Source organism: Paenibacillus thalictri (genome assembly GCF_004307995.1).
Lineage (GTDB): Bacteria > Bacillota > Bacilli > Paenibacillales > NBRC-103111 > Paenibacillus_AF > Paenibacillus_AF thalictri.
In genome coordinates this window covers 242,791-266,801 of record NZ_SIRE01000006.1, presented here as the reverse complement: position 1 = coordinate 266,801, position 24,011 = coordinate 242,791, and the positions used below count along the sequence as shown (strand labels likewise).

The following is a 24,011-nucleotide window of genomic DNA, read 5'->3' as shown; positions in this document are numbered from 1 at the left end:
AAATTATAGGAGGCCAAAACAGTGATCTCAGTAAACGATTTTAAAACAGGACTTACCATCGAAGTAGAAGGCGACATTTTTACAGTCCTGGACTTCCAACACGTTAAACCAGGTAAAGGCGCAGCGTTTGTTCGTTCCAAGCTGAAAAATATCCGCAACGGCAATACCGTGGAGCGCACTTTCCGTGCAGGTGAAAACGTAGGCCGCGCACATATCGAAAACCGTCAAATGCAATATTTGTACGCTTCGGGCACCGAACATACATTTATGGATACGGAAACTTACGATCAAGTCAGCCTCACATCCAAACAACTGGAGTGGGAACTGAATTTCCTCAAGGAAAACATGAACATCAACATCATGAGTTACCAAGGTGAAATTACCGGTATCAGCTTGCCAAACAGCGTTGAGCTGAAGGTTGTTGAAACCGAACCGGGCATTAAAGGAAATACCGCTACGGGCGCAACGAAAAGCGCCAAAGTGGAAACCGGCCTTAACGTTCAAGTTCCATTGTTTATCAATGAAGGCGACGTGCTGCTGATCGATACACGCGAAGGCAAATACATCTCCCGCGCGTAAGTTAGGAACAAGCTGCATCTTAAGTTATAACATCAGGTGGAAAATCCTGTTCCCGCTTTGGCGGGAGCGGGATTTTTTTAAATTTCCGCTTGGGTAGCGGTCGCTCATCTTTGAAGGGCTTTGATCATTCGATCAGAAGTTTTTCTTATAATTGATAGAGAGTGTGGAGTGATTTCGATTGGACATTAAACTCGATGATTTAACCGGGTCGGAAATAGCTGCATTAATCGGGGAACATCTTCAGGGAATGGCGCTTCATTCCCCGCCGGAAAGTGTACATGCCTTGAATCTGGAAGGTTTAAGAAAACCGGAAATTTCATTCTGGAGCGCTTGGGAACAAGGGGAATTAGTCGGCTGCGGGGCGCTCAAACAGCTTGACGGACAGCACGGAGAGATCAAATCGATGAGAACGGCCTCAGCACATGTAAGGAAAGGTATCGCCCGGAGGATGCTTGCCCACATTATGGAAGAAGCCAAGCGGCGCGGCTACAAGCGGCTAAGCCTGGAAACAGGCTCCATGGAAGCTTTTGTCCCCGCCAAAAAGCTGTATGAAAGTTTCGGGTTTCAATATTGCCAGCCGTTTGCGGATTATAAGGAAGACCCGAACAGTGTATTTATGACGAAGGAATTATAAGTTCAGGCTGCTGAAACTCAGACGCTAACTCGATGACTTTTACCGAACAGGAAGGCAAGACAACAATCATTAGCCGCGCTGAATACGTATCGGCCGAGGCTCATAAAACCGTCCTTGATATGGGGCTGGTTCAGGGAATATCCGAAACTTTGGATAACTTGGGACGCCGTTTGAATGACGTCCAAAAGGGATAATAAGAGAAAGTTCGCTTGGCTTTAAAGCCGGCTAATGAAAAATCCGATAGGTGCAAAAAAGCATGTTGACCCCAACCCAACGACTATCGGAAAGCTTGTTGTTAGGAAAACGTTAGCTTAATTCTATGAATTTGTTAGCTCGCCGTGTTATAATTGCATGCGATAACTTCAACGGAAGCTGGCTGGTGGCGCGATGTCTAAGAAAGTAACAATGCAGCAAATTGCCGAATATTTGGGCGTATCTAAGTTTGTCGTCTCCAAGGCGCTGTCGGGCCAAGGCGGCGTTAGCGAAACGACGCGGGAGAAAGTAATGCAGGCCGCTTCGCAGCTCGGTTATTTCTCTCAAGCCAAAGCGTTTGCGAACAAACAAAATGTTTCCGCGGGGCGCAAGGAGCCGGACAAACAAGCCGTGCTGGTGTTGATGCCCAATATCCGGTTTCAAACAAAAGAGTCGTTATATTGGGGCAGAATTTTGAATGGAATTTCGCTCAAACTTGAAGAGCTCGGGCACGGCATGATACTCGTATCGGAGCAAAGCAATGAGCGCTTCTTGCAATCGCTGAATCCGAAGGCGATCATGGGGATGATCGGCGTGGGGGAAATTTCCAGCCCGATCCTGCTGGAAGTGCATCGGGCAGGCATGCCGTTTGTGTTAGTGGATCACGAGGACCTGCTCATTCCTTCCGATACGGTATTCGCAAGCAATTACGACAGCATGCTGCGGCTTACGAGGCATCTGATCGGCTTGGGGCATAAACGCCTGATGTTTGTCGGCGATATTCGTTATTCCCGCAGCTTTTACGACCGCTGGCTCGGGTTCCGCAGCGCATTGGAGGAATACGGGCTCGACTTTGCAACAAAGGAATCGATGCTGCTGCATTTGCACGGTGCGGAAGCGAAGAAGGAACAGATGAAAGCGGATGTGGCCCGCTGTATGCAGGGGAAGGAACCGCCGACGGCTTTTGTATGCGCCAACGATGTCATTGCAATCGATCTGCTGGACTCGCTTGGCGCGCTTGGCATCCGGGTGCCCGAAGACGTATCCGTGAGCGGTTTTGACAATATCGAGAATTCGTACCGTTCGCTTCCGACGTTAACTACGGTTCACGTGCCCAAGGAGATTTTAGGCCAAAGAGCGGTGGAGCGGCTAAACGAACGGATCGGGCAAATGAAAGAACCTGCGGAAAAGCTGCTGATTGCGGGCGAAGTTATCTATAGGGATTCAACGGGACGACCGCCGGATAGCAAACAGGACGTTCCTCTCTGAAGTTGAAATGGAGAGAGCGTTCTTTTTTTGTTTTAATATGACGTCTTTGTTGGTTTTGAATATTTGTTATTGAAAAATGATATATTTGATGATAATTTTATGCTAACAAATATAAAATGTTAGTTATGCGAGAGGATGATAGCGATGAGCCGTATTGTCGTATTTTATGATCCAAGTTTCCCTTATGCCGGCGAGCGGCCCAACGACAGCGTGCTGGAAGCGTTAAGCAAGCGCTGCGCGTTGGCGAACGCCGATGAGCTTGCAGGCGCGCTCGAGAAAGCGGATGTGTTGGTTCATCTGCATGGCTCCTATTTTCCGAAAACGGCATGGCCTGCCGTCCTTTCCCATTTGCGCAGCGGCAAGGGATTGGTGACGTTAGGCGGAGCGCCCTTCAAAACACCTGTCTATTCGGATAACGGGAGTTGGGTGTGCGAGCCCGATCAAACCGGCTATCACCAGCAGCTGCACATTCACGAAGCGCTGCCCGTAGACCCGGCGCCAATCCGTACGCTTGAATGCAATCGGGACATTCCTTTGTTCCGAGGCCGGGAAGCGCTGTTTACGATAAAGCCGACCTGCGGCCTCGTGTTGCATGTCACCCGGGCGGACGATCAGCCGGGCCAGCTCGGTTCGGCCGGACCGATGGACGCTCACATCTATCCGCTGCTTAAAGGCATCGGCAGCGGGCCGCTGAAACGCGAGCTTGCTGCACCGGCCGTCCTGCTGGAAAACACCAAGGGGGATTACGCAGGAGGCCGCTGGATTTTCATCAACCAGCAGATCGAAGCGCTTTTCTGGCAGGGCGGCGGAGCCGAGGCGCTGGTGCAATGGGCGGTATTTGCAAGCCGTGGCGTAACGGAGCTGTGGTTTAAACCGAACTACGCTTCTTACGAGCCCGGAGATAAAGCGTCTCTGACGGTGCAAGCACAACGTATATGCGGCGACAGCAAGCTAAACGCCGAATGGACGTTTCGCCTTCGCGTGCTGAAAGCGAAAGCGCCGGTTTGCGGCGAGCCGCAGCCAACGTTTGTTTATGACGGCGAAGCTTTTGAACAGGTCTATGCAGCCGAGCTGAATCTGGCAGTTGGCAGAGAGTTGAAATTTACCAAAATACAAATGGCTGCTGCCGTAGAAGCCGGGTTTTACGCCGCTGAATGTGAAGCCGTCTCGGCTGAAGGGGAAATCCGTATTTTGCGCCAAGGCTTCTGGGGATTTGACGGCGGACTGCTGCGGGAAGGCGAACTGCTCACCTGCGACCGCGATTATTTCCGCAAAGAAGGCAAGCCGTTCCCGATTGTCGGCATGACATATATGACAAGCGACGTGGCACGCAAATATTTGTTTTTGCCGAATGCGGCCGTCTGGGACCGGGATATGGCCCAGATGAAACGGGCCGGCATTAATTTGATCCGCACCGGCATTTGGACCGGATGGCGTCATGTGATGTTTGTCGACGGGCATGCCTACGAGGAAGTGCTGCGCGCGGTCGATGCGTTTATTTTGACGGCGAAACGGCACGGTCTTGAAGTCACTTTCAATTTTTTCGCTTTTACGCCGGAGGCATGGGAAGGGACAAATCCTTATTTGGACCCGCGCAGCGTGGAGGCGCAGAAGCGTTTTATCGCGGCCGTCGTTTCGCGTCATGCGGAAACGACCAATGTGCATTGGGACCTGATTAACGAACCTTCGATGTTTGATCCGCAGCGTATTTTCAAAAAAGGACCGCGTTCGAGCCATGACCACTTTGAACGTGAGGCGTTTATTGAATTTTTGCGGCAGCGACACCGCTCCATTCGCGTATTGCAGGAGCGTTGGAACATGACGCCGGATGAACTGCCGGGTTTCGCGGCGGCAAAGCTGCCCGAACCGGAAGACATCGGGTTTAATACGACCGAATCGCTCGCCAAGAAAAGCGGCATGTGGCTGGACTACACGTTGTTTTCCATGGAGATGCACAACCGGTGGGCCTCGCAGCTGATCGAGACGATCCGCGATATTCAACCCGCGCAGCTCGTAACCGTCGGTCAAGACGAAGGGCTCGGCGCGCAGCGTCCGTCGCCGTTTTTTTACGCCGAAGCGGTGGATTATACAACGGTGCATTCATGGTGGAAAATGGACGACCTCGTATGGGACGGCGTATTCGCCAAAACCCCGGACAAACCAAATGTGATTCAGGAAACGGGCATCATGTATGTGGAAACGCCGGACGGCCGGGCGAAGCGGAGCGAGCATGAGCTGCGCAATATTTTGGAGCGCAAATACGCTTATGCTTTCTCGACCGGCGGAGCGGGAGCTGTACAGTGGATTTGGAACACCAACTTTTACATGAACAATGTCAACGAATCCAATATCGGCGCGCTTCGCGCTGACGGTACCGAGAAACCGGAAGCGGATGTATCGTACGACTTCGGGATGTTTATGGAGAGTATCCGCGATTTGTTTACAGGCAGGCGGCTGGAAGAGACGGTTGTTATATTCCCGTATTCAAACGATTTTTCCAGCCGTCCGCTAGCCTGGGATGGGACCACCCGCGCCGTTCGGACGCTGGCGTACGAGATGAACGCGCATCCGAGAGGGCTCGGCGAATACCATCTGGATTCGCTGGCCACCGACAAGCCACGGCTTATGATCGTGCCAAGCGCCCACAACTTTAGCGAAGCTGCGCTGCAGCGGCTGCTGGAGCACCTTAAAGAGCACGGCGGAACCTTGCTGTTTACCGGTCCGGTCGGCCTGGACGAGTATTGGCGCCCGGCGGGCAGGCTCTCACGGGAACTGCAGGCCGGGCCGGTAACGAATCTGCTGCGCGAGGAACTACTCGAAGTGTCCGGCAAGCTGCTGCCCTTATCGTTTGGCGGCTCCCGGATTGCCGATGCGTGCAAGCAGCTTGTCCTTGGCAGCGATGCCGCCCTCCCGGACCGACTGGCAGAGGCGCAAATCGGCCAAGGCAAGCTGATCTGGTGCCCTCTGCCCGTAGAGCTGAACGGCAGGACGGAAACGATCCGCGCCGTTTACGAGTATGCCTTGCAAGCGGCGGGTGCTGCCGGCGAGCTGGAATGGCTGCAAGGCGGCGAGCTGGCCGGCGTTTACGGCCGAAAGTTGGCGTTCGCTCACGGCTCGCTGTTTGTTTTTGTTTCGGAAGCCGGATATCCGGCGGCCATCTCAGTGCGCGATCCGCAAACCGGGAGGACGTATTTGTTCCAGTTGGAAAGCGAACGTTCGGTTTTGTTTGCGACGGAAGCGGACGGCGCCATCCGAGCTGTATATCGCCCGCATGAAGTGGAGATCAGGATAGAGAAATAGCCCGGGGAAATAGTCTGGAGGAATTACCGGCGGAGTCGCTTCACAGCAAGCGCCTTGGGTTTGTTTGGAGTGTTCCATATCATTTCGGCCCTGTTGCCTGAACCGGCATCGGGGCCGATTTGTTTTGCCGCCGCCGTGTATCGAGCGGTTATTATAGATGCAGCCAACGGATTTTATTGCCGGCTCCGCTTGATTTCGAATGAGACTTTTATTGTCCTCATCGTCTGATTATGTATAATGATGAAGAGAAGAAGCCGCCATTAGCGGAGGGGAGCTTATAAGGACATGAGATATCTCAGCAGGATTCCGTTCAAATCGATCCGGGTTAAACTTGTTATCGGATTTCTCGTTATTATCGTGCCTCTGATCGGTCTATTAATCTATAACAACTATTATGCAATCAAAGTAGTCCGCAATCAGGTAGCTCACTCCTACAAAAGTCTGGTCACCTTATACATGGATCAGATCGACCGGAATTTGGAGGAAGTCGATAAATATTTGTATAATTTGGCGGCGCTGGAAAGCGATTTGCTCAGTCTAGAGCTTTCCGAAAACGATAACTACGACCAGTATTTTTTTGCGAAAATACGGTTGGCCAACAAACTGGAAACGGACATGAACAATTACAAGTCCATCGACATGTTTTTCTTTTATTCAGCCGTTAATGACGAGTTTGTGTCGACCAGAATACCGGGTGAAACTTACGATCAGCGGAGAAGCATCCAAGACGGCATCGTGAGGCTGCTGCGCGACACGCCGGATATGCATTTTGACGACAACTGGTTTGTATATAAGCTGAACGGCGATTATTACTTGTGCCATATTATGAAGACCGGGAATGTGTATATCGGCGGTTGGGTTCGGCCGTCGAAACTAATGATCCCGCTGAATTTAATCGAGTTGGGCCAAGCGGGGAAATCGGTGCTTGTCACGGACCAGGCCGAGCCGATGGATAAGTTGGACATTCTCAACCCGACAGAGAAAACAAACGAATATTTGCACGTCAGCGAAAAATCTCGCAAGGGCGATTTTTCACTGCTCGTTCTTGTTCCGGACAGCACCATTTTGGAGCGGCTTCCGGATCTTCAAAGGGTGACGACGCTCATTATTATCGGAGCTTTTCTCGTATTGCCTGCTTTCTACACTTTTTTAAGAAAGGTGATCCTGCTTCCGATCAATCGTATTGTCGTGGTGATGAGAAGAATTCGCGACGGTTATTTAGAGGACAGGATAACGCAGTACCCGACCTCATACGAATTTGAGCTGATGAACGATACGTTCAACAACATGGTCGCACAAATCAGGCAGTTGAAAATAAGCGTTTACGAGGAGCAATTAACGAGCCAGAAGGCGGAGCTCAAGCATTTGCAGCTGCAGATCAATCCCCACTTCTTTTTAAATTCGTTGAACATTATATACAGCCTCGCCCAGCTGAAAAATTTCGAGCTGATTCAGGAAATGTCGCTAAGTCTGGTTCAATACATCCGGTTCATGTTTCAAAGCAATCTTAAATTCGTTACGTTAAAAGATGAATACGCGCACACCCGCAATTATTTACGCATTCAGGCGATGAGGTTTCCGCAGAACTTCACCTTCGAATTGAATGCGGCCGAGCCGCTGCTGGACGTTTTGGTACCGCCGTTGATGATCCAAACCTTTGTGGAAAATACGATCAAACATGCGGTCAGCATGGAGGAGCAAATTGAGCTTAAAGTGGATATGCAGCTGATGGAGACCGACCCGGAGACGGTAAGGATCGTCATTTCGGACACGGGGGAAGGATTTCCCGAGCACGTGCTGCAAGCCCTGCAGCGTGAGAACGGGATGCTCGGCGAAAGCGGAGAACATATCGGCATTTGGAATGCCAGACACAGATTGCGATTGTTGTATCAGGATAAAGCGAAGCTGTTGATTTCCAACGGCCCGGCTGGAGGAGCCACGGTGGAAATTCAGTTGCCTTTATGTTATGAAGAAAGTGAGCAGGGGGAGAATGCGCCATGTATCGATTACTGATTGTCGACGACGAAATTCATGCGGTCAGCGCAGTTCAATCCGGTGTCGATTGGGCGAAGCTGTCCATTTCCGAGGTTTATGTGGCTTACAGCGCCAAGCAGGCGAAAGAAGTGTTCGCCAATCACGAGATCGATTTGATGATATGCGATATTGAGATGCCCCAGGGGAACGGGCTGGATTTGTTAACTTGGGTGAGGGAGCAATTTCGCTCGACGGAAACCGTATTTTTAACTTGTCATTCCGATTTTTCCTATGCCAAGAAAGCGCTCCAGTTAGGCAGCGTGGATTACATGTTAAAACCCGTAAGGTACAGCGAGTTGGAGGACGTGCTGCAAAAAGCGATCGACCGAATCCGGGAAAAACGGGAGCAGCTTGCGTTTAACGAAACGTACAGCCATTATTTCAAGTTATGGTCGATGCACCAGCCGATCCTGATCGAGCGGTTTTGGCAGGACCTGCTGAACCAAACGATCCCTTCCAAGATGCAGCAAATCCGTGAAGCTTTGCTGCAGCAAAACATTCCTTACCGGGAGGACGATCCGTTTTTGCCGATTTTGATCAACGTGCAGCGCTGGCACAAAGAGTTCACCTTACGCGATGAGAAAATTATGGAATACGCCCTGCGGAACGCCGCCGAAGATCTAATTTTAAAACATTACCCGCATGGTCAGATTGTGCAGACGAGAAAAGGCGCTCTGATCGTTCAACTGGCAGCCGGCGGCCCAAATGCCATTGACATAGAGCAATTGCAGCGGCACTGCGAATCGTATATCGCCTCATGCCACCGATATTTTTATTGCGATCTTTCCTGTTATATCGGCACTCCGGGATTTTTGTGGGAAATGGTTGACCGGTATGAAGCTTTGCTTGGGATGGAAAAAAATAACGTCACGCAAAACAACAAGGTGTTATTCTTAAAAGCGAATGCCCGCAGTTACGGGCATATCGATCTGATCCAAATGAACGGATGGTTGGAGTTGTTAAAGCAAGGCGCCGAACAAGCGATTTTTACCGAAACGGAAAACTATTTGAACTCCTGGAAGCAGCTGGAGGGATTGGACGCCCGAATGCTGCAGGAATTTTGCCAGAGCTTTTTGCAAATTTTGTATCATTTTATCCAAATCAAAGGTTTGCAGGCCCATCAAGTTTTAGCCGAGAACATGTCCCCTGAACGCATCGCTGCCGCGATCCGGTCCGTTACCGAGCTGCAAGGCTGGGTACAGGATTCGCTGCAAAAAACGTTCGCCCATACCCGCTCGGCGGAAGAAACGCAATCAGTGGTCGATAAAGTCAAGTTGTATATCAAACAGAACCTGGATCAAAATGTGTCGCGGGACGATATCGTCAAGCATATCCATCTGCACCCGGACTACTTGTCCCGAATGTTTAAGAAGGAAACGGGAAAGTCGATCGTCGATTATATTTTCGAAGAAAGAATCGAAATCGCCAAACAACTGCTGGCCAAAACAAACATGTCGGTGAGCGAAGTGGCGGTCAGCGTAGGATACACGAACTTTTCCTATTTCGCGAAAATGTTTAAAAAAGCGACCCAAAAAAGCCCGCAGGCGTTCCGGGAAACGCCCCAATAACCCGCTTCACCTGTAAACGTTCCGTTTTGTCACGGAACGTTTTTTTGTTTGCGTAAACGCAAAGATACGGTGAAGTAAGAGCCTGAGGTACAAGGTCCGCTGTACGGCATCTACGGCATCACGCCGTAGTAAAGCGTGCCGCGCTGAGCTTAAGCGAAGCGAAAAGCAGGCGGGACAAACGTGAGTTCGAGGCACTTAAGGCTGCACTCCAATATTGCCAGGTTACCATTAATGATGAAAATGGCTCGGGTATGGCGGCTTAATAGGAATTAGTTGCTGGAACGCAATTAATTCGGGCAGATGGAGCGATTGGAGCCATTTAAGTGCGTGAAAGCAACTAATAGCGCGATTTTACCGGATTTCCTGAGAAACAGCTCATTTAGTTGCTTGAGCGCAATTAATTCCAGAAAAACAAGCTGGAAACCGAGTTTAGTTGCGGAAATGCAATTAAATGTTGCTTCCGAGCCTATCCGGCTTTTCTCGCAAGGTCATACCCGCTTAACTTGACAATATTGGGCCGCCCCCCGCGTCCTCGCGCCGCAGTAAGCCGCAGCACGCCAAAGCCAAGCGCAGCGATGGCAAGGCGTGCAGTGCGCGAGCCTGAGGCAAGCAGTCGCTCCCCGCGTCTCCGCGCCGCAGTAAGCCCGCAGCATGCCAAAGCCAAGCGCAGCGATGGCAAGGCGTGCAATGCGCGAGCCCGAGGCAAGCAGTCGCCCCCCGCGTCATCGCGCCGCAGTAAGCCGCAGCACGCCAAAGCCAAGCGCAGCGATGGCAAGGCGTGCAATGCGCGGGCCCGAGGCAAGCAGTCGCTCCCCGCGTCCCCGCGCCGCAGTAAGCCGCAGCACGCCAAAGCCAAGCGCAGCGATGGCGGGGCGTGCAATGCGCGAGCCCGAGGCACAAAGCCGCTCCGAAGCTGGCGGGGTCCCGGGGTGCCAACGCCCGGGGGTCCCCCGGTGGGGGATTGAGGGGGCGATTTATGTCAGAATAGTATCATCAAGAGGTCAGAATTATAGTGGGTGCGGCGATGCGGATCCTTTACACTAGGGTTAACACATACGGAAAGGAGAAACGCCATGGCATCACAGATCAACAGGACAAGCTGGCATAAGCTGAAAAGATACAAAACACTGTATCTTATGGTATTGCCCGGCGTCATCTATTTGCTTATCAACAATTACTTGCCAATGCTGGGTTTGGTCATTGCTTTCAAGGACATCAATTTTTCCAAGGGGATTATCGCCAGCGATTGGATCGGGCTGAAAAACTTCGAATATTTGTTTAAAACCGATGATGCCTATATCATCACAAGAAATACAATCCTGTATAATATCGCTTTTATCGCGCTGAATTTGGTGATTGCCGTAGCGCTCGCCATTTTGCTCAATGAGCTGAAAAGCAGATTATATTCCAGATTTTATCAAAGCGTCATATTGCTGCCGTATTTGATCTCCTCGGTTATTGTCGGTTACCTGGTGTTTTCGCTGCTCAGCATGGAACACGGTTTCATTAACAAAAGCATTCTGCCTTTGCTTGGTTTGGACGAAATGATGTGGTACAACGAGCCGAAGTATTGGCCTTATATCCTGACAGTGGTGCAAATCTGGAAGCATGTCGGATATTTATGCGTCATCTATTTGGCCGCCGTTCTCGGCATCGATCACGAATATTATGAGGCAGCCACAATTGACGGGGCCGGCAAAATACAGCAGATTTTCAGCGTGACGATTCCGCTTATCACTCCCGTTATTGTCATTATGACTTTGCTGCAGATCGGCCGCATTTTTCATTCGGACTTCGGTTTGTTTTATCAGGTGCCGCTTGATTCGGGGATGCTGCAGCCTACGACCAATGTCATCGATACGTACGTGTACCGCGCGTTGCTGAAAAACGGCGATATCGGCATGTCCTCCGCAGCAGGGCTTTATCAATCCGTCGTTGGTTTTATTCTGGTGCTCCTGTCCAATTTTGTGGTAAGAAAAATAAATCGGGATAACGCTTTGTTTTAAGGAGAGAAGACAATGAAAACAAATCGTTCGGCGCAGCTGTTCATTCATCTGATTTTCGTGCTTATTACGTGTTTATGTCTGATCCCGTTCCTGATTTTGTTTACATCTTCCATTACGGACGAACAATCGATTATACAGCACGGATATTCGTTATTTCCGAGCAAAATCAGCATGGAAGCGTATCAATATTTGTTCAGGGATTCGATGAAAATCGTTCACGCTTATGGCGTATCCGTTCTGGTTACGATTATAGGGACCCTGGTCAGCCTGACGATCATTTCGTTGCTGGCTTATCCGATTTCAAGAAAAGATATGCCGCTTCGCAACCTGTTATCGTTTTTCGTTTTTTTCACCATGCTGTTTAACGGGGGGTTGGTGCCGACCTACTTGGTGTACACGCATATTTTCGATATTAAAAATTCATTGTTTGCGCTTATTATACCGAGCTTGCTGTTAAATGCATTTTACGTCATCTTGATGCGAACGTTTTTTGCCACCTCGATCCCGGTTCCTGTCATTGAATCGGCTTATATGGACGGGGCCGGAGAATTCCGGATTTTTTATCAGATCGTGCTGCCTTTATCGCTGCCCGTGCTGGCGACCGTCGGTTTGTTTCAAACGATCGCTTATTGGAACGATTGGTTTAACGGTTTGATTTATATTACCGATAGCAAATATTACAGCATTCAAAACTTGCTGAACCGGATTTTGCTGGACATTCAATATTTGAAAAACAACGCCAACGATTCGAACCAGATGGAGCAGGCCGCTGCGCTTCCGAGCGAAGGAGTCCGCATGGCCATTGCGGTAATGGGTGTTGTGCCGATCCTGCTCACCTATCCGTTTTTTCAGAAATATTTTGTCAAGGGTCTTACGGTTGGAGCCGTTAAAGGGTAAGCTATGTTCAGTCCCCCTACTGATTTAGCATAAAAAAATATGCAGGAGGTCCTATCATGAACTACAAAAGGAACTTGAAAATGGCGCTGGCGCCCGTACTGGCAGCAAGTCTGCTGCTGGCAGGCTGCGGTAAGACAGCGGACAATGCACCGGTCAAGCAAAATAGCGCTGAAAAAAGCGGCAGCGAGCTGCAGCCATATGAAATTTCGTGGGTATTTAGAGGAGCAAGCCAAAAGGATTTAAACTTGATCGCTGAAGAAATGAGCAAAATTACGAAGCAAAAAATCAATGCAACCGTCAAACTGACGGCGATTGATTCGGCGGCGTGGGATCAGCAAGCGACCCTTCTGCTGTCGGGCAATGAAAAAGTGGACCTGATTTACACCAAAGCGGCCACCTACAGCTCGCAGGTCGCCAAAGGGCAGGTGTTGCCGCTTGACGATTTATTAAAAAAATACGGACAAGACATTCTCAAGTCCATTGAACCGGATATTCTTTCCGCCACCAAAATCAAAGGGCAAACTTACGGCGTGCCGACGGTCAGGGATTTCGCTTCGTTTGCCGGCATCGTGCTGCGCACGGACCTGCTTGAGAAATACAAAATCGACGTCAGCAAAATCAAGACGTTAAACGATCTCGATCCCGTATTCAAAACCATTAAGGAAAACGAGCCCAATCTGACATTGGTCGGCCCGCAAGTGGCGGGAACTTCAACATTGGACTTGCAAGTCAATGCATCTGTCGATTCATTGGGCGAAGGATTAGGCGTGCTTGTCGACGTTGACGACTTAAAGGTTGTCAATTTGTATGAAACACCGCTGTATGCCGATTATTTAAAAACGGTAAGAAGATGGTATCAAGCCGGATACATCTCCAAGGATGCCGCAACCAGCAAAGAAGGCGGATACGATTTAATCAAGGCGAACAAAGGATTTGCGGCGATGATCAAAGGCAAGCCGGGCAACGACGTCATTATCAGCCAACTGACAGGCAAACCGATGACCCTGATTCAGCTGTCGCCTACTTTATCCAACACGTACAGCATTACGAATACGATGTTCTCCATTCCGAAAAATTCGAAAAATCCCGAGCGCGCCATGATGCTGATGAACTTGATGTATTCGGATAAGCAGCTCATCAACTTGATCGATTGGGGTATTGAAGGCAAGCATTATGTGAAGAAATCGGAAAATACGATTGACTTCCCGTCGGGAGTGGATGCCGCCAGCAGCGGGTACAACTTGCGGCAGGGCTGGATGCTCGGAAATCAGTCGTTATCTTATCTGTGGGCCAACGAAGATCCGGAAACTTGGACAAAAATGACCAAATTTAATAAGGAAGCCAAAAAGTCGAAAGCATTAGGTTTCACTTTCAACACAGATCCGGTAAAAACGGAAATTGCCGCTTTAACAAATGTCGTCAACCAATATAAGATGGGACTCGAAACAGGCACGGTGGACCCTGACGTCAATTTGCCTAAATTTATTGCAGCGTTGAAGTCTGCGGGCATCGATAAGGTTGTTGGCGAGAAGCAAAAACAGCTGGATGAATGGGCGAAAAGCGCCAAATAAAAACGGGGAGACAATGTTATGAAAATCGTTGATGTCAAAACGGAAAATTACGCTTGGCCCCGGCCAAGACCGATTACGAACGGCAAGCACACATATTCCAATGTCAGGCTGGCTATGGTTAAAATAGAAACGGATGAGGGCATCACAGGTATAGGACTTGGCGAAGCGATTGGCAACGACCACGATATTTTCAAGGCCATCGCCGAATATTTGAAGCCGCAGCTGATTGGGGAGGACCCGATCAATGTGGAACGGCTGTGGCATAAAATGTGGGTGCCCAAGCTGGTCGGCCGCAGGGGGCTGACGACCCGTGTCATCAGCGCTATCGATATCGGTTTATGGGATTTGAAAGGCAAAGTAACGGGAATACCGCTGTATAAGCTGCTTGGCGGTTACCGCGACAGCGTGCCGGCCTACATTGCGGGCGGATATTATGAAGAAGGCAAAGGGCTTAAGGAGCTGCAGGACGAAATGCTGCAGTATGTTTCCTGGGGAGCGAGAGCCGTCAAGATGAAAGTCGGCGCTTTGTCGCTCCATGAAGACGCGAAGCGGGTGAAAGCGGTCCGTGAAGCGGTCGGACCGGAAATCAAAATTTTACTGGATGCCAATTGCGCTTACCGTTATTATGATGCCGTCCGTTTTGCCAGGCTGGTCGAGGAATATGATCCGTTCTGGTTTGAAGAGCCAGTGGCCGCAGAAGATTACGAAGGTCTGGCCAAACTGGCTGCGAAAACCTCCATACCGCTTGCAACGGGAGAAAATGAATACACCCGCTACGGCTTCAGAGACTTGATTGCTCAGAAGGCGGTGCCGATTCTGAATGCGGACCCGAAAATATTGGGCGGTTTTACCGAATTCATGAAGGTGGCGGCGCTCGCCCAAGCGCATGATCTGGATATCGCGCCTCATGGGCTTCAAGATGTGAACATTCACGTGGTGCCCGCTATTGCCAACGGGCTGCTGCTGGAATATTATCCGGTACAACTCGACCCGATGTGGGAGAAAGTGTACAACTACACGTTAAAGCTGAGCAGCGACGGGACGGTGAGCCCTCCCGATTTGCCGGGTCTTGGCGTGGAGCCGAATTACGAGGAGCTTGCCAAATACAGAATAGGTTAGAATAGGAACGGCCAGAAGGGCGTTAGAAGGGTGGGCTATGCCCGCCCTTTGCGTATTCGCGGTTATTATCATATTTTCATTCGCAAGGAGATGACCAGTTATGGGGAATATTAAAGTCGGTTTAATCGGATACGGGCTTTCCGGTTCCGTATTTCATGCGCCTATTATCCGTTCGCTGAAAGGTTTTGAACTCGTTAAGGTGGTTTCCTCCGACCCTGACAAAGTTCATAAAGACTTGGCCCACGTTGAAGTTGTTGCCAACGAGGAACAATTGCTGAATGACGCCGGCATCGAGTTGGTCGTTATTGCAGCGCCGAATCTGCAGCATTATGATTTGGCTAAACGCTCCCTGGAAGCCGGTAAACATACGATTGTCGAAAAGCCGTTTGTCATTGAAAGCGCGGAAGGCGAAGAGCTCATCCGGCTTGCCAAGCAAAAAAACAAAATCATTAGCGTCTACCATAACAGGCGATGGGACAACGATTTTTTGACGATAAGGAGCTTGATCGAGCATGGTAAGCTCGGTGACATTTATACATATGAAGCGCATTATGACCGGTACCGTCCGGAAGTGAGAGATCGCTGGCGGGAACAAAGCTTGCAAGGATCGGGCGTGCTTTACGATCTGGGTTCCCATTTGATCGATCAGGCGCTTTGTTTGTTCGGTTTCCCGGAATTTGTGACCGCCGATGTGTTGTCCCAACGGCATGAGGCCAGCATTGACGATTATTTTCATATCGTGCTGGGCTACGGACGGATGCGGGTTATTTTGCATTCCGGCTCGATTGTGAAAAATCCCGGTCCGCATTTTCAAATACACGGCAGCAAAGGAAGCTTCGTCAAATACGGATTGGACTCGCAGGAGGATGCGTTAAAGAGCGGCTTGAAGCCTGGCGCCCCGCTTTGGGGAATGGACCGTGAAGAATGGTACGGCGAGCTGACGTTTGGCGAAGGCGACACCGCCGTAAAAACAAAAGTGGAGACGATTCCGGGTTCTTATGAAGCGTATTACACCGGTATGTATGAAGCCATCCGCAATCGGCAGCCGGCCCCGGTGACGGCGGAAGAAGCGCTGCATGTCATACGGGTCATTGAAGCGGCCATGAAAAGCAGCAAAGAACATAACACGGTTTATTTTTGAAAAACGTCAGAAGAGAGACTTACCTCATTGTTACTAACACAACTTTTTTTCATTTCTTGTTGGGATGGGCATGGTCTTCTATAATTAAATAGATACGTAAATGTGATAAAGAGGAGTTGTTGGCCATGAAATATCGCAGACTCGGAAAAACGGAATTGAAAGTGTCTGTCGTTGGCGTCGGAACGTGGCAATTAGGCGGGGCGTGGGGCAAAGATTACACTCAGGACGAAGTGGATGCCATCCTCGACAAAGCGCATGAGCTGGGCATCAATTTGCTGGATACGGCCGAATGTTATGGGCACCATCTATCGGAGAGCTTTATAGGCAGCTACGTCGAGCGCAGAAAAAACAGGGCGGATTGGGTCATCGCCACCAAGTTCGGCCACAATCACGACGACCGCCAAAATCCTTCGAAAAACTATTGGTCGGCGGAAGAAGTGCTGAAACAGCTGGACTCGTCGCTAAAGTCTTTGCGAACGGATTACGTCGACTTGTATCAATTCCATTCGGGGCCGGATGAGGTATTCGATAACGACGATTTATGGACGGCTTTGGATAAGCAGGTTCAAGCCGGCAAGGTGAGAAATCTCGGGATCTCCATCGGCAGCAACGATAACGTGCATCAGACGGACGCTTCCACCAAGATTAACGCCAAGGCGATTCAGGTCATCTACAACCGGCTGGATCAAACTCCGGAGACACGGGTATTTCCTTCTTGTCAAAAGCAGGATCTCGGCGTGCTGGCGCGTGTCCCGCTGGCCAGCGGTTTCTTGAGCGGCAAATATAAACCGGGAGCGGTATTCCCGGACAACGACGTCCGGTCGTCCCGCGATAAAGAGCAATCCGAGCAAAGATTGCGGGCTGTGCAGGACATCATGCAAAACGAGGTGCCGGCCGGCGTCGGCATGGCGGAATGGGCATTGGCCTGGTGCTTGAAGCATCCTGCGGTGACCTGCGTCATTCCCGGCTGCAAAAGTCCGGAGCAGGTGGAGATGAACGCCAAGGCGATTGAGCTTGATCTTGTGAGCGACGATCACCCGCAGGCCTGGAAGCAATAAAGGGATTGCAGCAACGGCGGCTGCCGTTCATGGATTGCTTGGAGATAAGGAGGATTGCGGATGAATACCATATCCAAGTTAGGCTTGGGAGGCCATTCATTTATCGAGCAGTTGGGAAACGACCCGAAGGCTTCGTTCGAGGAGCAATGCGCGATCGTGTCCGCTTGCCTTGACCGGGGGATCAGTCTAATCGACACAACCTATTATCAGGAGCGCGTTGCATTGGGAAACGTGTTGCGGCAGCTGAACCGGCGGGGCGAAGCGCGGATTGTCGCCTGGAATTTTTTTAAGCAGCCCGGGAAAGAACGCGACTTGGTGGAACCAACCCGTTACGAACCGCATCATATTGATACGATGCTGGCCGAATTGCAGACGGATTATATCGATATATTGGTCGTTCACACGCATGAAGATGCGGACAAACTGCGATACGAGCTGGGGCTGGCAAAGCAATGGATGGCGGAAGGAAAAGTAAAGCAAGCCGCGCTGGGAATGGTTAAGCCGGAGCATTTGCAGCTGCTTCCCGAGGGACATCCGGTTTCTTGCATATTGGCGCCCTATAATGCTTTTAACCAGGCCGCTATGGAAACGTTCGAGCAGGCGCGGAGCATGAATATGGAAGTTATTGCGCTGTCGCCTTTTATACGCGGATACAAGCTGGATGAAATCGGCGAAAATACGGCGGAGGTTTCCGAAATTTTGCTCAGGTGGGTTGCTTCACAGGAACTGGTCGGACATGTCATCGTTTCGATGCGTAAAAAGGACTGGGTTCTGGCCAACTTGGAAGCGGAACGTCACGGCGCGCTTTCCGAAGAAGATCAGCGCAGATTAAACAGTTGGATCGATCGTTTGGCTTGAGAGCAGGTTGCCCGGATAAATTGCGGGTCATGTTTATAGTGGAGGATGATAGGATGCCAAAAATGCCGCAAATACGCAAAATCATAGATTTATCTCAGCCTGTATATCATAATTGTCCGGGTTGGCCGACTTATGAGATGGTTCATGTGCGGTATGAAGCGATTTATCCGAATGACGGGTATACGGCGGAACGGCTCCAGATGAACGTTCATACGGCTACTCATCTGGATGCTCCATTTCACTTTTATCCGGATGGCAAAACCATTGAGCAAATTCCGGTTGAACGGTTTCAGGGAGAGGCGGTGCCGATCGACCTGTTTGGCATCGCTGCCGATTCTCCGATTGGCGTGGAGCACCTGGAGCCTTACAAAGACAAAATTCGTCCCGACGATATCGTCTTGCTCTGCACGGGATGGGGCAAAATAAGAGGTTATTCCAAGCAATATTACAACCAGTGGCCTTACTTGTCCGGCGAAGGAGCGCAATGGCTTGTCGACCGCAAGGTCAAGGGAGTCGGAATTGACGGATTAAGCATAGGGGGCTGGGGCGCGCCGGAAAAGGCGGTCCCGCCTCATGAAATTTTGCTGTCCAATGAAATTTGGCCTTTGGAAGAGCTGTATTTGACCGAAGAGCTGCTTTCCGAGCCAAGGTGGTATTTGTGCGCATTCCCGTTAAAATTGCAGGGCTTCGGCGGTGCGCCGGTAAGAGCCGTTGCGATGGCGTTTGACTGATATGGACTGATAGGCATAAGGAAGGGGCTGTCGCGGGAGCAGAGACATTTGCTCCCGCGACAGCCCCGGTTTATTTTTAGGACAATGATTGGATGACGCGGTTGCTTAAGGAACCGATTCCCGCAATCGAGCATTCGATTGTATCGCCCGCCCGCATCTCGCCTGCCCCTTCCGGCGTTCCGGTCAAAATCACATCGCCCGGCTGCAGCGTCAACAATTGGGATAAATAAGAGATAATACCGGCAATAGGGTATATGATCCGTTCCGTCGGACTGTTCTGCTTTAATTCGGAGTTAAGCTTCGATTGAATCGTCAGCCTGTACGGATCCAGCTCCGTTTCGATATAAGGTCCCAGCGGAGTGAACGTATCCCCGGATTTGACCAGCATCCAGTGGCCGCCGGGATGAGTCAGCTGAACGGCGGACACATCGTTGGCGATCGTGTACCCGAATATATGTTCCTGCGCTTTTTCCACCGGGATATATTTCCCTTGTTTGCCGATCACGACGGCCAGCTCGCATTCGAAATTGAGCTTGTCCAAACCGCGGGGAATCAGAATCTCGTCATTCGGGCCGTTCAGGGAAGATATCGGCTTATGAAAGAACAGCGGGATTTCGGGCAGCCGCGCGGGCCTCGTTTGTCCGGCGGCAATATAATTGGCCCCGATGCCGATAATGCTGTTCGGCCGCAGCGGAGGCAGCAGCGTTACTTCCGAAAAGGGAAATATGGCTCCGGCTTCCGTCCAACTGCCGAATATATCGCCTTGAATGACATGCAGTCCTTCTTCTGTCACGAAGGCGGCTGCTTCAGTTCCCGTTAAGTTATGTTTGAATCTTGCGAATTTCATCATATGCCTCCTCGTACAAACGCAATAAGTTTAATCCATTTCCGGGAAATCGAGCTAACGGTTGGCAGCCCGGTAATCGCTAGGCGACATTTTCAAGATACGCTGAAAAATCCGGTTAAAGTTACGGTGCGTATAACCTACCGTGTAAGCGATATCGTTAATGTTGCGGTCGGTTTCAATCAGCAATATTTTAGCTTCGTTAATTTTGCATTCGGTTACAAAATCCAAAAAGGTCATGCCGACTTCTTTTTTAAACAAACGGCTTAAATAAGATGGGGTTGTTTGAAACATTTCTGCACATTCCGACAGCGAGATGTCTTTGGAAACATGATTTTGAATATAAGCCTGCACCTCCTTAATAATCAGTTTTCCTCTGGTATTGTAGTTTTCGTCGATGATTTTCTCGTAAAGCGGGAACATCGATTGTGCAAACCATTCGTACATCTCCTCGGCCGTTTCCTTTCCTCTCAACTGCTCAAACAGATCGTATTCGAGAATTTCCGGGATGCCTTCGCCTTTGCGGTCGACGGACGAAATAATGGAGGACAGCAGTACAAAATGTCCCTGAAACATAATATTGTAAGAGTCAGAGGATTTTAACGATTGGTTGAACTCGTGTAACGCCTCGCAGGCCAACCGGCTGTCGCGTTTTTTCAGCGCCTCCAAGATGTGCAGCTCCGTCTGCCGCGGATAGGTGAAGGCATCGGGTTTCTGGCGTCCTTCCAGATCGGCGATATAAAATATCGTCGCTTTATCTTTGTACAATCGATACTGCAGCGCTTGCCTGGACTCCCGGTAAGAAATGCGAATATCGGCGATATGGGTATACGGCCGGCCAATGCCGATCGATACGCGCAGCTTCAAGTAGGTCAACAACGAATGGCTTACCGTTTCCGCGTAACGTGTCGTGTCGGCAATCGCTTTTTCCGGGGGCACGCTGCGGTCGAAATGAAAGATAGCGACGCCATGGCCGTCCGCGTCATGAAGCACGTATCCTTCCAAGGCGTGCCGTTCCCGAAGCAGCTCGGTCATCACATTGGTGATCACAAACGTAATGACCGACTTGTCTTCACTGCGGAAACGCTGGTCCTTCAACCGGTTTTCCGCCCTGACGAGTATCACCGCGTAGTTGCGGTCCAGCGGGATGCCGTACTTGGCAAACTCATCGTACAATGCACTGCTTTGGATGAAATTGCCGCCCAGCCATTGCTGCAAAAAACGTTCCATAAGCGGAGGAATCGATTGCGCCAGCTCCGCGCTTAACGTTTCGGCCCGGATGCTCAGACTTCTCGCTTTGGCATCCAGACTGTCCATCAGTTTGACAATCGGATTGTAGGCCCATTTCAAGTTAACTATCGTTAGCAGCACGCCGACGCCGATGAAAATGAGCACCGCCGCCACGGAAACCCAGCGGATCCAGCTTAATTCGCCGATAATGGCCTGATAAGGAACGGTAAACACATAAATGTTGCCGGACATCGATTTGAGGTAAGAGTAATAATTGTTTTGTTGATCCGGGCCTTCGATCTGAAAATAGTTGTTTCGGCTTTCTTCGGACATGATGCGGCTGACGACGCTTTCGCTGATACCCGCAGACTCATGGCCGTCCGGCTTGCGCGATTGCAGCAGCAGCCGCTTTTGGTCGTCGATCACATAGATCGACTGGTTTTTGGTTAGCGATAGCAGACTGTCGTAATATTTGGTCAGTTGGCCAGCTTCCAGCTGAATCATCAATAGGCCCTGACTTGCTTCCGTCGTCAGAGAAGGCATTTTTAGAGCAAACGACAGGTATCCGCTTTTTTGCGATTCCGGCAAATACACCCATTGGCCTTCGAGGTGTAATTTGCGCAGCGCTTCGATATCGCTTTTATATTTGAAGGTGTCGAATTTTTGAAAGCCCATGGAATGGGATAAAATGATGTTGGCGTTTTCACTATAATAGTAGATATCGCCGATCAGGCTGTTTTTTGATTTCTGGATCGCCATTTTATTCAGCACGTCCGCTTGAGATATATAATTTTTACCGTAATTCGGCATGGCGAACGTGTCGAGGATGACCGGTTCGAGAGCCAACTGCAGCAGATCATCTTCGACCTCGTGCATCGATTTTTCGGTAAATTGCTCGATCATATTTAACGAAACGAGACTGTTTTCCTGAAACCGAGAAATACCTTGCTGCATGGCATAATGATAATAAACGACCCCACCTAAAATGATGGGCAAACATACGGAAAGACAGCCGAACCAGATTAGACGATAGAAATAGTTGCTGTTCATTCGCAGGCAACCCCCGACATGCGCAGTATAACTAACAGATAGAGACAACACCATCTTAACAAATTATCCGAAAGCAGCACAGTGGCGTGTCATGGTCAATTTTAAACCTGCCGGAAAAGCGCTGTCGGGACAACGCGTACAGGCCCGTCGGATGGTGTGGCTGTTTATCATCCGCCGGTTCGCGGCAGGTTAAGATCGGACTAATTAGTCCGGAGTCGGTATGTTTCAGGGGAACGCGGGTGGAACGCCGCCGGGATAATTATTGCCTATTGAGTGCCTGTGTTCCGCCATTTAAGCTTGGAGCAAGCAAGACCAATCCGTTAAAAAGGGGATGTTGGATGATGATGAAGTTATCGACGCGCATCAAGCGTAAACCGCTTCAAGCGACCGCATGTGTGAGCGCTGCGGCCGTTCTGCTGGCTGCATGCGGAGGAGGCGCTCCGGCGGCCAATTCGGGCGGAGCCGCTGCAGGCGGTTCGGGCAAACCGCTGGAAATTCAAATGACGGTCCGCTTGTTCGATCAAGTGCCGGACATGAACAACGCTTATTGGAAGGAATATCAGAAGCGAACCAACACCAAGCTGAACGTAGAATGGATTCCCGACGGCGACTACACGACCAAGCTGAACTTGATTCTCGCTTCGGGAAATATTCCGGAAGTGCTGGTGGCTAACAACTTAAAAAGCCCGGCACTTGTCAATGCGATCAAAAACGGCGCATTTTGGGATTTGACGCCGCTGCTCGGCGATTTCAGCAAATACCCGAACTTGAAAAACAACTCGGCTCCGGGCGCCTGGGAAACAAGCCGGATTCTCGGCAAAATTTACGGCATACCGCAAAATGTCGCCCAAGTGTCCAACGGGCCGAAAATCCGCAAAGACTGGCTGACCAAATTAGGGCTGCCGATGCCCAAAACCGTCGACGAATTCCGCGACGCGCTGAAAAAAATCGTCGCCGCCGATCTGAGCGGAGGCGGGAAACACGACACGCTGGGCATTATCGCCAAAACCGATCTGCTCAGCACGAGCACGGGCGGTTTCTCCAGCGCTTTCGGTGCGGATAAACCTACGTACAATGAAGAAGGCGGGCTGATCTACAACAAGCTGACGCCGCAGTTTACCGATACGGTCAACTATTTCCGGCAGCTTTACGCCGACGGCAGCCTCGCTCAAGAGTTTTCCGTCATGAAATCAACTCAGGCCCAAGAGCTGTTCCAAACCGGCAAAGCGGCCGCTTATTTAAACGAAAGCATGCGTTGGGACTATCCGTTTACCCAATCGGTCAAAAAAGTGCAGCCTGACGCGGAAGTGGAAACGATTATGCTGCAGGGGCCGGGCGGCTACACGATCAGCAGGGGAACCGGCGTGGTTGACATCATGCTGATCTCGAAAAAGGTGCCGGAAGAAAAAGTGAAACAAATTTTGGACTATATGGAAAAAACGACAACCAAGGAATATTACGATCTGACGGTGTACGGGGTGGAGGGCATCCATTACAACAAAGTCGACGGTAAGATTCAGCTGACGGAACAACGCGACAAAGATCTTGGCTCCAGCGCTCCTTGGCAGGTGCTCGCCTTGTATTACGACAAGTACATGAAGACGGTCAGCTGGGCGGCTCCGCAGGAATATAACGATGCCAAAATCAACTATTTGGACTCCATCGGTTATTTTGAAAAAGGCACGTTGGATCCGTTCTCCGTCATCAACTCGGACACGTTCCTGAACGTATGGCCGAAGGTGCAGCAGGAATGGCAGTCGATGGGAGTTAAAGCGATTGTCGGCCAAATTTCGATGGATGAATACAAAGCTTATGTCGACAAGCTGAACAGCAACCCCGACTTCAAAAAAGCTTATAAAGAGTTTGCTGATAGCTACAAGGAATTTTTTGGAAAATAAAAGCGGGGACTCTAGTATTCAAGCCGAAAGGA

19 protein-coding genes are annotated in these 24,011 nt (G+C 50.4%); 16 read left to right on the top strand and 3 right to left on the bottom strand.

Annotated features, from left to right (window positions below):
• The first annotated feature begins 21 nt into the window (after positions 1-21).
• From efp to EYB31_RS09950, 7 genes are all read left to right on the top strand, one after another.
• Positions 22-579, top strand: coding sequence for an elongation factor P (efp, locus tag EYB31_RS09975; RefSeq protein ID WP_131013152.1), 558 nt, complete (start codon positions 22-24; stop codon positions 577-579).
• A gap of 178 nt (positions 580-757) precedes the next feature.
• Positions 758-1,213: a GNAT family N-acetyltransferase gene (locus EYB31_RS09970; RefSeq protein ID WP_131013151.1), complete on the top strand. Its 456-nt coding sequence runs from the start codon at positions 758-760 to the stop codon at positions 1,211-1,213.
• Between the two features lie 32 nt (positions 1,214-1,245).
• Positions 1,246-1,407, top strand: a complete 162-nt coding sequence (locus EYB31_RS40145; protein WP_165452320.1) for an SRPBCC family protein — start codon at positions 1,246-1,248, stop codon at positions 1,405-1,407.
• A 193-nt stretch (positions 1,408-1,600) separates the two neighbouring features.
• A complete protein-coding gene (locus EYB31_RS09965) occupies positions 1,601-2,674 on the top strand; it encodes a LacI family DNA-binding transcriptional regulator (RefSeq protein WP_131013150.1) in 1,074 nt (357 codons plus the stop codon).
• 144 nt (positions 2,675-2,818) lie between these two features.
• On the top strand, positions 2,819-5,974 hold the full coding sequence (locus EYB31_RS09960) for a beta-galactosidase (RefSeq protein WP_131013149.1): 3,156 nt from the start codon (positions 2,819-2,821) through the stop codon (positions 5,972-5,974).
• Between the two features lie 285 nt (positions 5,975-6,259).
• Positions 6,260-7,987, top strand: coding sequence for a sensor histidine kinase (locus tag EYB31_RS09955; protein WP_131013148.1), 1,728 nt, complete (start codon positions 6,260-6,262; stop codon positions 7,985-7,987).
• Complete coding sequence (locus EYB31_RS09950; RefSeq protein WP_131013147.1) at positions 7,972-9,576, top strand: response regulator; 1,605 nt, start codon at positions 7,972-7,974, stop codon at positions 9,574-9,576. The genes EYB31_RS09955 and EYB31_RS09950 overlap by 16 nt, the downstream gene beginning before the upstream one ends.
• Before the next feature lie 466 nt (positions 9,577-10,042).
• Here EYB31_RS09950 and EYB31_RS09945 read toward each other — a convergent pair whose 3' ends face one another.
• Positions 10,043-10,282: a hypothetical protein gene (locus tag EYB31_RS09945; protein WP_131013146.1), complete on the bottom strand. Its 240-nt coding sequence runs from the start codon at positions 10,280-10,282 to the stop codon at positions 10,043-10,045.
• 367 nt (positions 10,283-10,649) lie between these two features.
• Between EYB31_RS09945 and EYB31_RS09940 the strand changes: the two genes are divergently transcribed.
• The 8 genes from EYB31_RS09940 to EYB31_RS09905 all read left to right on the top strand — a co-directional run bounded on the left by EYB31_RS09940 (position 10,650) and on the right by EYB31_RS09905 (position 18,957).
• On the top strand, positions 10,650-11,582 hold the full coding sequence (locus tag EYB31_RS09940; RefSeq protein ID WP_240762258.1) for an ABC transporter permease: 933 nt from the start codon (positions 10,650-10,652) through the stop codon (positions 11,580-11,582).
• A gap of 12 nt (positions 11,583-11,594) precedes the next feature.
• A complete protein-coding gene (locus tag EYB31_RS09935; RefSeq protein ID WP_131013145.1) occupies positions 11,595-12,479 on the top strand; it encodes a carbohydrate ABC transporter permease in 885 nt (294 codons plus the stop codon).
• Positions 12,480-12,535: 56 nt separating this feature from the next.
• Positions 12,536-14,050, top strand: coding sequence for an ABC transporter substrate-binding protein (locus EYB31_RS09930; RefSeq protein WP_131013144.1), 1,515 nt, complete (start codon positions 12,536-12,538; stop codon positions 14,048-14,050).
• Between the two features lie 18 nt (positions 14,051-14,068).
• Entirely contained in the window at positions 14,069-15,169 is a 1,101-nt protein-coding gene (locus EYB31_RS09925) for a mandelate racemase/muconate lactonizing enzyme family protein (RefSeq protein ID WP_131013143.1), read from the top strand.
• Between the two features lie 100 nt (positions 15,170-15,269).
• On the top strand, positions 15,270-16,310 hold the full coding sequence (locus EYB31_RS09920; protein ID WP_131013142.1) for an oxidoreductase: 1,041 nt from the start codon (positions 15,270-15,272) through the stop codon (positions 16,308-16,310).
• A 125-nt stretch (positions 16,311-16,435) separates the two neighbouring features.
• Complete coding sequence (locus EYB31_RS09915; protein ID WP_131013141.1) at positions 16,436-17,368, top strand: aldo/keto reductase; 933 nt, start codon at positions 16,436-16,438, stop codon at positions 17,366-17,368.
• A 60-nt stretch (positions 17,369-17,428) separates the two neighbouring features.
• Positions 17,429-18,226 (top strand): aldo/keto reductase, encoded by a 798-nt coding sequence (locus EYB31_RS09910; protein WP_131013140.1) that lies wholly within the window; start codon positions 17,429-17,431, stop codon positions 18,224-18,226.
• A gap of 53 nt (positions 18,227-18,279) precedes the next feature.
• Complete coding sequence (locus EYB31_RS09905) at positions 18,280-18,957, top strand: cyclase family protein (protein ID WP_206105448.1); 678 nt, start codon at positions 18,280-18,282, stop codon at positions 18,955-18,957.
• Positions 18,958-19,033: 76 nt separating this feature from the next.
• Here the strand turns inward: EYB31_RS09905 and EYB31_RS09900 are convergent, their stop codons facing one another.
• Complete coding sequence (locus EYB31_RS09900) at positions 19,034-19,807, bottom strand: fumarylacetoacetate hydrolase family protein (RefSeq protein ID WP_338119926.1); 774 nt, start codon at positions 19,805-19,807, stop codon at positions 19,034-19,036.
• Positions 19,808-19,858: 51 nt separating this feature from the next.
• The gene (locus tag EYB31_RS09895; protein ID WP_165452319.1) at positions 19,859-22,081 is read right to left on the bottom strand and encodes a helix-turn-helix domain-containing protein; all 2,223 of its coding nucleotides are present in this window, start codon (positions 22,079-22,081) and stop codon (positions 19,859-19,861) included.
• Positions 22,082-22,419: 338 nt separating this feature from the next.
• Between EYB31_RS09895 and EYB31_RS09890 the strand changes: the two genes are divergently transcribed.
• Positions 22,420-23,979, top strand: a complete 1,560-nt coding sequence (locus EYB31_RS09890; RefSeq protein WP_131013138.1) for an extracellular solute-binding protein — start codon at positions 22,420-22,422, stop codon at positions 23,977-23,979.
• Positions 23,980-24,011 lie beyond the last annotated feature (32 nt).

Excerpts from the sequence above, each read along its gene's own strand:
- EYB31_RS09965 (WP_131013150.1), top strand. The coding sequence starts at position 1,601 with ATGTCTAAGAAAGTAACAATGCAGCAAATTGCCGAATATTTGGGCGTA.
- EYB31_RS09900 (WP_338119926.1), bottom strand. The coding sequence starts at position 19,807 with ATGATGAAATTCGCAAGATTCAAACATAACTTAACGGGAACTGAAGCA.
- EYB31_RS09960 (WP_131013149.1), top strand. The coding sequence starts at position 2,819 with ATGAGCCGTATTGTCGTATTTTATGATCCAAGTTTCCCTTATGCCGGC.
- EYB31_RS09925 (WP_131013143.1), top strand. The coding sequence starts at position 14,069 with ATGAAAATCGTTGATGTCAAAACGGAAAATTACGCTTGGCCCCGGCCA.
- EYB31_RS09895 (WP_165452319.1), bottom strand. The coding sequence starts at position 22,081 with ATGAACAGCAACTATTTCTATCGTCTAATCTGGTTCGGCTGTCTTTCC.
- EYB31_RS09915 (WP_131013141.1), top strand. The coding sequence starts at position 16,436 with ATGAAATATCGCAGACTCGGAAAAACGGAATTGAAAGTGTCTGTCGTT.
- EYB31_RS09905 (WP_206105448.1), top strand. The coding sequence starts at position 18,280 with ATGCCAAAAATGCCGCAAATACGCAAAATCATAGATTTATCTCAGCCT.
- EYB31_RS09955 (WP_131013148.1), top strand. The coding sequence starts at position 6,260 with ATGAGATATCTCAGCAGGATTCCGTTCAAATCGATCCGGGTTAAACTT.
- EYB31_RS09950 (WP_131013147.1), top strand. The coding sequence starts at position 7,972 with ATGTATCGATTACTGATTGTCGACGACGAAATTCATGCGGTCAGCGCA.
- EYB31_RS09935 (WP_131013145.1), top strand. The coding sequence starts at position 11,595 with ATGAAAACAAATCGTTCGGCGCAGCTGTTCATTCATCTGATTTTCGTG.
- EYB31_RS09910 (WP_131013140.1), top strand. The coding sequence starts at position 17,429 with ATGAATACCATATCCAAGTTAGGCTTGGGAGGCCATTCATTTATCGAG.
- EYB31_RS09890 (WP_131013138.1), top strand. The coding sequence starts at position 22,420 with ATGATGATGAAGTTATCGACGCGCATCAAGCGTAAACCGCTTCAAGCG.
- EYB31_RS09940 (WP_240762258.1), top strand. The coding sequence starts at position 10,650 with ATGGCATCACAGATCAACAGGACAAGCTGGCATAAGCTGAAAAGATAC.
- EYB31_RS40145 (WP_165452320.1), top strand. The coding sequence starts at position 1,246 with ATGACTTTTACCGAACAGGAAGGCAAGACAACAATCATTAGCCGCGCT.
- EYB31_RS09930 (WP_131013144.1), top strand. The coding sequence starts at position 12,536 with ATGAACTACAAAAGGAACTTGAAAATGGCGCTGGCGCCCGTACTGGCA.
- EYB31_RS09920 (WP_131013142.1), top strand. The coding sequence starts at position 15,270 with ATGGGGAATATTAAAGTCGGTTTAATCGGATACGGGCTTTCCGGTTCC.